Genomic DNA, 8,202 nt, shown 5'->3' with positions numbered 1-8,202 from the left:
CCGGTGTTCGCCTACAGCCCCGGCTCGATGAAGCTCCTCGACGAGGCCGGCGGCCTGGAGCCGTACGAGAAGAAGGCCCTGGCCGCGGCACTCCAGCCCTGGCGGGAGCGGTTCCCGGACGTGCCCGTGGTCGAGCACATCGAGATGGGCAGCGCCGGGCAGGTGCTGCTGTCGGTGGCGGCGCGGGCCCAGCTGATGGTGGTGGGCCGACGTGCCCGCCGTACGGCCGTCGGCGCGCGCATCGGCTCGGTGGCGCACGGCGTCCTGCACCACGCGGACTGCCCGGTGGCCGTGGTCCCGCACGCCTGAATCACTCAGGCGTGACCGGCACCAGAGTCTCGCGAGCCTTGGGCAGCACGTTCTTGATGTAGTCCTCGACCGCCGTGTCCAGCCCTATGTCGTGCTGCGCGCGCTCGGACAGGTACCAGCGGTGTTCGAGCAGTTCGTGGTAGATCTCCGCCGCGTCCATGGAGCCGCGCAGCTCCGGCGGCACCTCCCGCACGGTGGGCCGGAACACGTCCCGGACCCACCGGTGGGCGAGGACCTCGGGGCGCGCGGCGAGCGGGTCGCCCGGGTCGAAGTCGTCCTGGGAGGCCATCCAGCTCTCCAGGTCGCTCAGCAGCCGGCGGGCCTGGTTCTCCTCGGTGTCCAGGCCGGTCAGCCGCAGCAGCTGCCGCTGGTGGTGGCCGGCGTCGACGACCTTGGGCACGAAGGTGACGGTGTCGCCGTTCGAGGAGTGCTTGATCTGCATCTCGGCCACGTCGAAGCCGAGTTCGTTGAGCCGGCGTATCCGGCGCTCGATGAAGTGGTACTTGCCCGCCGGATAGACGGAAGTGCGGGTCAGCTCCTCCCACAGCCCCTGGTAGCGGGCGCAGATCTCCGTGCCGAACTCGATCGGGTCGACGGAGGGGTGCAGCGCCCCGGAGGCCTCCAGGTCGAGCAGCTCGCCGCTGATGTTCACGCGCGCGAGGTCGAGGTCGTACTCCCGCTGTCCGTCGCTCAGTTGGGTGTGCAGGTCGCCGGTCTCGGCGTCCACGAGGTAGGCGGCGTACGCGCCCGCGTCGCGCCGGAAGAGCGTGTTGGACAGCGAGCAGTCGCCCCAGGCGAACCCGGCGAGGTGCAGGCGCACCAGCAGCACGGCGAGCGCGTCCATCAGGCGGTGCATGGTGGCCGGACGCATGGTCGTCTCGAACATCGAGCGGTACGGCTGCGAGCCGCGCAGATGGCGGGTGACCAGCACCGACTCCAGCGGGGCGCCCTCGCCGTCGGTGCGGCCGGTGACCACGGCCAGCGGGTCGACGGCGGGGATGGCGAGCCGGTCCAGGTCGCGCAGCAGCTCGTACTCGCGCAGGGCGGGTCGTTCGGCGAGCTCCTTGACGGCGACGACCTCGTCGCCTGCGCGCGCGTAGCGCACGACGTGGCGGGAGATGCCGCGGGGGAGCGGGACCAGGTACTCGTCGGGCCACTGCTCCAGGGGCAGTTGCCACGGCAGGGCCAGCAGGAGCGCGGGGTGCTCCGGGTTGGTCGCGCTGATCTGCAGTGCCATGGCACGTGTGTCCTTGCCTCGCGGGTGATCGTCACCTCACCTTAGAGCGCGCGCTCCCGGGCCTGAAGTGCCGTTTCGCCCACCGGTCCGCGGTGCTCGGGACCGTGCCCGGGCAGCAGGAGGTCACCGTCGAGGCCGGCGAGGACGTCCAGCGAGGCGACGGCCCGGGAGCGCTCGTGATGGAACATGTCGGGCAGCAGCTGCGGGCCCTGGACACGTGAGGTGGGGTGGCCGGTGACCAGGGCGTCTCCGGAGATCACCACCCCGGCCTCCGGGAGATGGAAGGCCGAATGCCCGTCGGTGTGACCGGGCGTGTACACCGGCACGGGCCGGCCCGGCAGATCCAGGGCGCCCGCGGTGGGGAAGGGCTCCGGTTCGGCCACCGGCACATGGGCCGTGCCGCCGGACCGCATGGCGTGCAGCGCCCACGGCACGACCCCGGGCCGCCAGCTGTTCTTCAGCACCTGTCCGACGCCCACCTGGTGCAGGAACTCCCGGCGGGCGTGCGGGACTTCGGCCTCGTGCAGGTAGACCGGGATGTCGTACGCGGCGCGCAGATACTCGGCGGATCCGATGTGGTCGTTGTGCGCGTGCGTGATCAGCACCGCCGCGACCGCCTCCGGCGCGGCGCCCACCGCCGTGAGGGAGGCGAGCAATTGCTCCCGGTCCCCGGGGTACCCGGTGTCGACGAGGGTGACCTGGTCCCCCTCGGTGAGGATCACCCAGTTCGTGTTGGAGCCGTGCACGAGATGCACGCCCTCGGCGACTTGCCGCACGTCCGCCCGCATGATCGCCCCGCGTCCCGATAGCCGTCCCTGCCGGTCACCACCAGCAAAGCAGACCGGGGCGGTTGCGGAACCGTCGGGTCCACGCCATCCCGCGCGCGGAAGCGAACCGGCCATCCCACGCGCGGGGAAGTGAGCTGCCTCCGGCACCGTCCGCCGGAGGCAGCCCCGGCCGTGCGTCCGAAGCGGCCGCCTCTCCGCCTCAGCGCACGCCGTCCGGGCGGAACTGCACGCTGATGCGCGGTCCCGCGGCCCGGGTGCTCTTCGGTACGCAGTGCTCCCACGTGCGCTGGCAGGACCCGCCCATCACGATCAGGTCCCCGTGCCCCAGCGGCCGGCGCACCGACTCGCCGCCGCGCACCGGACGCAGCAGGAGATCGCGGGGCGCACCCACGGAGAGGATCGCGACCATGGTGTCCTCGCGCGCACCCCGCCCGATCCGGTCCCCGTGCCAGGCCACACTGTCCCGCCCGTCGCGGTAGTGACACAGCCCGGCCGTGGTGAACGGCTCCCGCAACTCCTCGGCGTAGTACGCGCTCAGCGCCTCGCGCGCCTCGTCGAGGACGGGGTGCGGGAGGGCGTCGTCGCGCCCGTAGAACGCCAGCAATCTCGGTACGTCCACGACCTGGTCGTACATCGTGCGGCGCTCCGCGCGCCAGGGCACCTCGGCGGCCAGCTGTTCGAACAGCGTGTCCGATCCGCTCAGCCACCCGGGCAGCACGTCTATCCATGCGCCCAGACCGAGCCGTGTCCGCCGGATCCCGTCGAGGGAGCCGAGCCGCATCCGGTCCGTCTGGTCGAAGAGGGAGCCCTGGAGGTGCGTGGTCATGGATCCAGCGTACCTCTTAATCGAAAATCTGTTCCCATACGTTTTCGTCTGTTCCTCGCCCGTCCCGGTGCGGATCGACTGCCGTCCAGCTCTTTCGATGCACTCATGTATCGGATACATTCCCGTATCGAACGGAGGTCCGGACATGACAACGGAGGACACGGCCCCGCGCGTCACCAGGCGCCGGATCCGCACGCGCGCCAACCTCCTCGACGCCGCGTTCGCCGTCTTCGCCGCCAAGGGGTTCGGGCGCGTGTCCATCGAGGAGGTCTGCGAGGCCGCGGGGTACAGCAGAGGCGCCTTCTATTCGAACTTCGCCACCCTGGACGAGCTGTTCTTCGCGCTCTACCAGGAGCGCGCCGACCTCATCGCGGACCAGGTGTCCGGCGCGCTCGCCCTCGACGGGCCGGACCTCGATGTGCCGGCCGCCGTCGACCGGGTCACCGAAGTGCTGCTGCTCGACCGTGACTGGCTGCTCGTGAAGACGGACTTCCTGGTGCACGCGGCTCGCGATCCGGCGGTGGCGCGCACCCTGCTGGAACACCGTGCGCGACTGCGCGGGGCGATCCGCGACCGGCTTGCCCGGGCCCGCGGCCACGCCCGACTGCCCGCCGTGCTCGGCGACCTGGACGGCGCCGCGCACGCCGTGGTCGCCGCGTACGACGGGGTCACCACCCAACTGCTGCTGGACAAGGACATCGAGCGGGCGCGCGCCTGGCTCGGCCAGTTGCTCACCGCGCTGCTGAGCGACAGCGGCGACACCGCCGTAGACGACGTATGACACCGCCGTAGACATCAATGCCGTACACACCACCGCCGTGCACATCACCGCAAGAAGAAGGGACGGTCGCCATGGATGCCGACGTCATCGTCGTCGGAGCGGGCCTCGCGGGCCTGGTCGCCGCGCACGAACTCACCAGTCGGGGGCGGCGGGTGGCGCTGGTCGACCAGGAGAACGCCGCAAATCTCGGCGGCCAGGCCTTCTGGTCGTTCGGCGGACTCTTCCTCGTCGACTCCCCGCAGCAGCGCCGCCTCGGCATCAAGGACTCCTTCGAACTGGCCTGGAACGACTGGCAGGGCAGCGCCGGGTTCGACCGGCAGGACGACGAGGACTCCTGGGCGGTGCGCTGGGCGCGCGCGTACGTCGAGTTCGCGGCGGGCGAGAAGCGGACCTGGCTGGAGGGGCACGGCATCAAGCTGCTGCCGACCGTCGGCTGGGCCGAGCGCGGTGACCTGCGCGCCGACGGACACGGCAACTCCGTACCCCGCTTCCACATCGCCTGGGGCACCGGCACGGGCGTGGTGGAGCCCTTCGTCGAGTACGCCAAGCAGGCCAAGCGCGACGGGCTGCTGACCTTCTACCACCGGCACCGGGTCGACGCCCTGGTCGTCGAGGACGGCACCGCGCGCGGGGTGCGAGGCACGGTTCTCGCCGACGACTCCTCAGCGCGCGGTGTGCCCTCCAACCGCGACCGGGTCGGCGACTTCGAACTCACCGCCCAGGCCGTCGTCGTCACCTCCGGCGGCATCGGCGCCGACCACGACATCGTGCGCCGCTACTGGCCCGAGCGCCTTGGCACCCCGCCCGCCGAGATGGTCACCGGCGTGCCCGCATACGTCGACGGCCGCATGCTCGACATCAGTGCCGAGGCAGGCGTACGCCTGGTCAACCGGGACCGCATGTGGCACTACACCGAAGGCATCCAGAACTGGGACCCGATCTGGCCGGGCCACGGCATCCGCATCCTGCCGGGTCCGTCGTCGATGTGGTTCGACGCCCTCGGACGCCGGCTGCCCGACCCCTGCCTGCCGGGCTACGACACCCTCAACACGCTCAAGTACCTGCGCACCACCGAGGACATCGCGGGCTACGACCACTCCTGGTTCGTCCTCACGCAGAAGATCATCGAGAAGGAGTTCGCGCTCTCCGGCTCCGAGCAGAACCCCGACATCACCGCCAAGGACAAGGGCGCGGTCCTGCGCGACCGGCTCCTCGGCAAGGGCGCCCCGGGCCCGGTCGACGCGTTCCTGCGCAAGGGCGCCGACTTCGTGACCGCCCCGACCCTGGAGCAGCTCGTCGGGAAGATGAACGACCTCACGGACAAGCCGCTGCTCGACGCGGCTGAGCTGCGCCGACAGATCGAGGCGCGGGACCTCCAGATGGCCAACCCGTACAGCAAGGACTCCCAGGTGCAGGGCATCCGCAACGCCCGCCGCTACATCGGCGACCGCCTCGGCCGCGTCGCCACCCCGCACCGCATCCTCGACCCCGCGGCCGGCCCGCTCATCGGCGTCAAGCTGCACGTCCTGACCCGCAAGACCCTCGGCGGCATCCAGACCGACCTCGACTCCCGTGCCCTGGGCGCCGACGGCACACCGATCGAGGGCCTGTACGCGGCCGGTGAGGTGGCCGGCTTCGGCGGTGGGGGTGTGCACGGCTACAACGCTCTTGAGGGCACCTTCCTCGGTGGCTGCCTCTTCTCGGGCCGCGCGGCGGGGCGTGCCGCGGCACAGCAGACCGGCTGACGGAGGTGTCCGGCCCGTCTCCTCACCTCAGGCGGCTCAGTCCTGGAGGAGACGGGCCAGCACGGCCGCGTGGCTCTGCTCGGGCGCCTTCGCCGAGGTGAGCAGCGTGACGGGCCCCTTGGTCGCCGACTCACGTACGTGGTCGAGGAGTTCGGCCGCCTCGGGCGCCGCCAGCTCGGCCTCGTACCGGCGCGCGAACTCCTCGTAGGACCCGCCCGCGTGGTACCAGCGGCGCAGTTCGGTGGACGGGGTGAGGGCCTTGGGCCACTCGTCGACGGCCGCCGCCTCCTTGGAAAGACCGCGCGGCCACAGCCGGTCGACGAGGACGCGGACGCCGTCCTCCTGCTCGGGCGATTCGTAGACGCGACGCACACGAACGCTCACGGCCGGGCCTCTCTCCGGGGACGGGACGCCGTCCACGGTAGTTCGGGAGGGCGGGTGACGCTTCGTGACTTGACCTGCCGGAGGGGGAAACCGTACGAGGTGCCCCTCTAGCCTGGGGCCGTTTGATCATCCGCCACCCCCCTCAAGGAGCTCATGTGGAATCCCGCCGGAAAGGCGCCAGACGTACCGCCGTCCTCCGCCGCGAGGCCGTCGTCGTGACCGTTCCCGTCGCCGTCGCGGCCCTGCTCGCCGCCGCAGGACCCGCGGCGGCCGGCACCACCGGAGGATCCGGTGTCGGCGACCCGTACTTCCCGCTCGCCGGGAACGGCGGCTACCACGTCGAGCACTACGGACTGACCCTCGGCTACGACACGACGAGCCGGCACCTCACCGGCACCGCGGTCCTCACCGCCCGGGCCACCCAGAAGCTCACCCGCTTCGACCTCGACTTCACCGGCCTGAAGATCACCGCCCTCAGCGTCGACCACGTCAAGGCCGACTTCCGGCGCAGCGGCCAGGAACTCGTCGTCACCCCGCGCCACGCCCTGCACAAGGGCCAGAAGTTCCGCGTGACCGTCGCCTACAACGGCACCCCGAAGCCGGTCACCGACCCCGACGGCTCGCCCGACGGCTGGATCCCCACCGACGACGGCGCCTTCGTCGCGGGCGAACCCCAGGGAGCGATGACCTGGTTCCCGGCGAACAACCACCCCAAGGACAAGTCCTCGTACGACATCACGATCACGGTCCCCAAGGGGCGCACCGCGGTCTCCAACGGTGTGCTCCTCGGGCAGCACACCGCGCACGGGAAGACGACGTTCCGCTGGCGGCAGCGCGAACCCATGGCCGCCTATCTGGCGACGGCGACGGTCGGGAAGTTCCAGGTCGAGCAGTACCGGACCCGGGACGGCATCCAGGTCTACAACGCGGTCGACCCGCGCGAGGCCGCCGCCGCGGCGCCCGTGCTCAAGAAGCTGCCGTCCGTGCTGGAGTGGGAGAGCAAGCTGTTCGGGCCCTACCCGTACCGCGCGGCCGGATCCATCGTCGACCACGCGCCCGACGTCGGGTACGCCCTGGAGACGCAGTCGCGTCCCGTCTACGACTCGGCGCCCGACCTGAGCACCCTCGTGCACGAGAACGCCCATCAGTGGTTCGGCGACTCCGTCTCGCTGACCTCCTGGAAGGACATCTGGCTCAACGAGGGCTTCGCGACCTACGCGGAGTGGCTCTACAGCGAGCAGCACGGCGGCGACAGCGCCCAGAAGTCCTTCGACAAGCTCTACGCCCGCCCGGCGAGCGACGGTCTGTGGGAGTTCCCGCCCGGCGACCCCGGCAGCGGCGCCAACATCTTCGGCACACCGGTCTACGCCCGCGGCGCGATGACCCTGCACGAACTGCGCACGGCCGTCGGTGACTCGGCGTTCCTCCGGATCCTGCGGACCTGGGCGGCCGAGCACCACGACGGGAACGGTACGACCGCGCAGTTCGTTCGACTCGCGGAGCGGGTGTCCGGAAAGGACCTGAACGGACTGTTCCAGACCTGGCTCTACGCAGCGGGCAAGCCGAACAAACCCTAGAACCTGACGAGTTCCTGATAACTCTGGGTCAAGGTCGAGTCATGATCACGCGCAGACCTCACGTCGCCCTGCTGGCCGCGTCCCTGCTCCTGACGGGATGCGGCAGCGGTGCCGTGGCGTCGCCGGGCCAGCCGGCCGGCGCCGCGGCGGAGCCGGGAGCGCCCGCCTCCACGACGACGACCCCCTCCTCGCCCTCGCCGGCCATGTCCGCCGAGGCCGCCCGGCTGGAACTGCCGGGTCTCGGGCCCAAGACGCTGGCCCAGGTGCCCTCCGACGCCCGGCAGGCCGTCGTGGTCACCGGCCGGGGCAAGAACTCCCCGCTCTCCGAGGTCGTCCTGTACGAGCGCACCTCCACCGGCTGGCAGCCCGGCGAGAGCTGGCCCGCGCACAACGCGCTCAAGGGCTGGAGCGACCATCACATGGGCGGTGACCTGCGCTCACCGATCGGTGTATTCGGACTCACGGACGCCGGCGGCCTGCTCCGTGATCCCGGCACCAAGCTGACGTACGACCAGGGCTACGGCTTCCAGTCGCCCGGCACGGGCTTCGAGGGCG

9 protein-coding genes are annotated in these 8,202 nt (G+C 71.2%); 5 read left to right on the top strand and 4 right to left on the bottom strand.

The features are described 5' to 3' along the window. Positions 1–309, top strand: a 309-nt coding sequence (locus tag ACWDR3_RS46390) for a universal stress protein (protein WP_450358732.1), incomplete at its 5' end; no start/stop codon positions are given. A gap of 1 nt (position 310) precedes the next feature. Here the strand turns inward: ACWDR3_RS46390 and ACWDR3_RS46385 are convergent. The 3 genes from ACWDR3_RS46385 to ACWDR3_RS46375 form a co-directional block, all read right to left on the bottom strand. Beyond that, on the bottom strand, positions 311–1,546 hold the full coding sequence (locus ACWDR3_RS46385; protein WP_450358731.1) for a DUF4032 domain-containing protein: 1,236 nt from the start codon (positions 1,544–1,546) through the stop codon (positions 311–313). A 41-nt stretch (positions 1,547–1,587) separates the two neighbouring features. Next, positions 1,588–2,334 carry an MBL fold metallo-hydrolase gene (locus tag ACWDR3_RS46380; protein WP_450358730.1) on the bottom strand — a complete coding sequence of 249 codons (747 nt, stop codon included), beginning with the start codon at positions 2,332–2,334 and terminating at the stop codon, positions 1,588–1,590. A gap of 199 nt (positions 2,335–2,533) precedes the next feature. Next, the gene (locus ACWDR3_RS46375) at positions 2,534–3,160 is read right to left on the bottom strand and encodes an alpha-ketoglutarate-dependent dioxygenase AlkB (protein WP_450358729.1); all 627 of its coding nucleotides are present in this window, start codon (positions 3,158–3,160) and stop codon (positions 2,534–2,536) included. Between the two features lie 145 nt (positions 3,161–3,305). On the opposite strand from ACWDR3_RS46375, the gene ACWDR3_RS46370 reads away from it, so the two are divergent. Beyond that, positions 3,306–3,941 (top strand): TetR/AcrR family transcriptional regulator, encoded by a 636-nt coding sequence (locus tag ACWDR3_RS46370; RefSeq protein ID WP_450358728.1) that lies wholly within the window; start codon positions 3,306–3,308, stop codon positions 3,939–3,941. Positions 3,942–4,012: 71 nt separating this feature from the next. Next, a complete protein-coding gene (locus tag ACWDR3_RS46365) occupies positions 4,013–5,686 on the top strand; it encodes an FAD-binding dehydrogenase (protein WP_450358727.1) in 1,674 nt (557 codons plus the stop codon). Positions 5,687–5,722: 36 nt separating this feature from the next. Here ACWDR3_RS46365 and ACWDR3_RS46360 read toward each other — a convergent pair whose 3' ends face one another. Next, positions 5,723–6,070 (bottom strand): DUF488 domain-containing protein, encoded by a 348-nt coding sequence (locus tag ACWDR3_RS46360; RefSeq protein WP_450358726.1) that lies wholly within the window; start codon positions 6,068–6,070, stop codon positions 5,723–5,725. A 155-nt stretch (positions 6,071–6,225) separates the two neighbouring features. Here ACWDR3_RS46360 and ACWDR3_RS46355 point away from each other — a divergent pair, with 155 nt between their 5' ends. After that, entirely contained in the window at positions 6,226–7,647 is a 1,422-nt protein-coding gene (locus ACWDR3_RS46355; RefSeq protein WP_450358725.1) for a M1 family metallopeptidase, read from the top strand. Positions 7,648–7,688: 41 nt separating this feature from the next. Then, positions 7,689–8,202 (top strand): hypothetical protein (locus ACWDR3_RS46350; RefSeq protein ID WP_450358724.1); only part of this gene is annotated, 514 nt, incomplete at its 3' end.

The sequence above is a fragment of the Streptomyces sp. NPDC001002 genome, assembly GCF_053599215.1.
The sequence above is the reverse complement of the archived record's forward strand: the minus strand, read 5'-3'. Positions and strand labels throughout refer to the sequence as shown.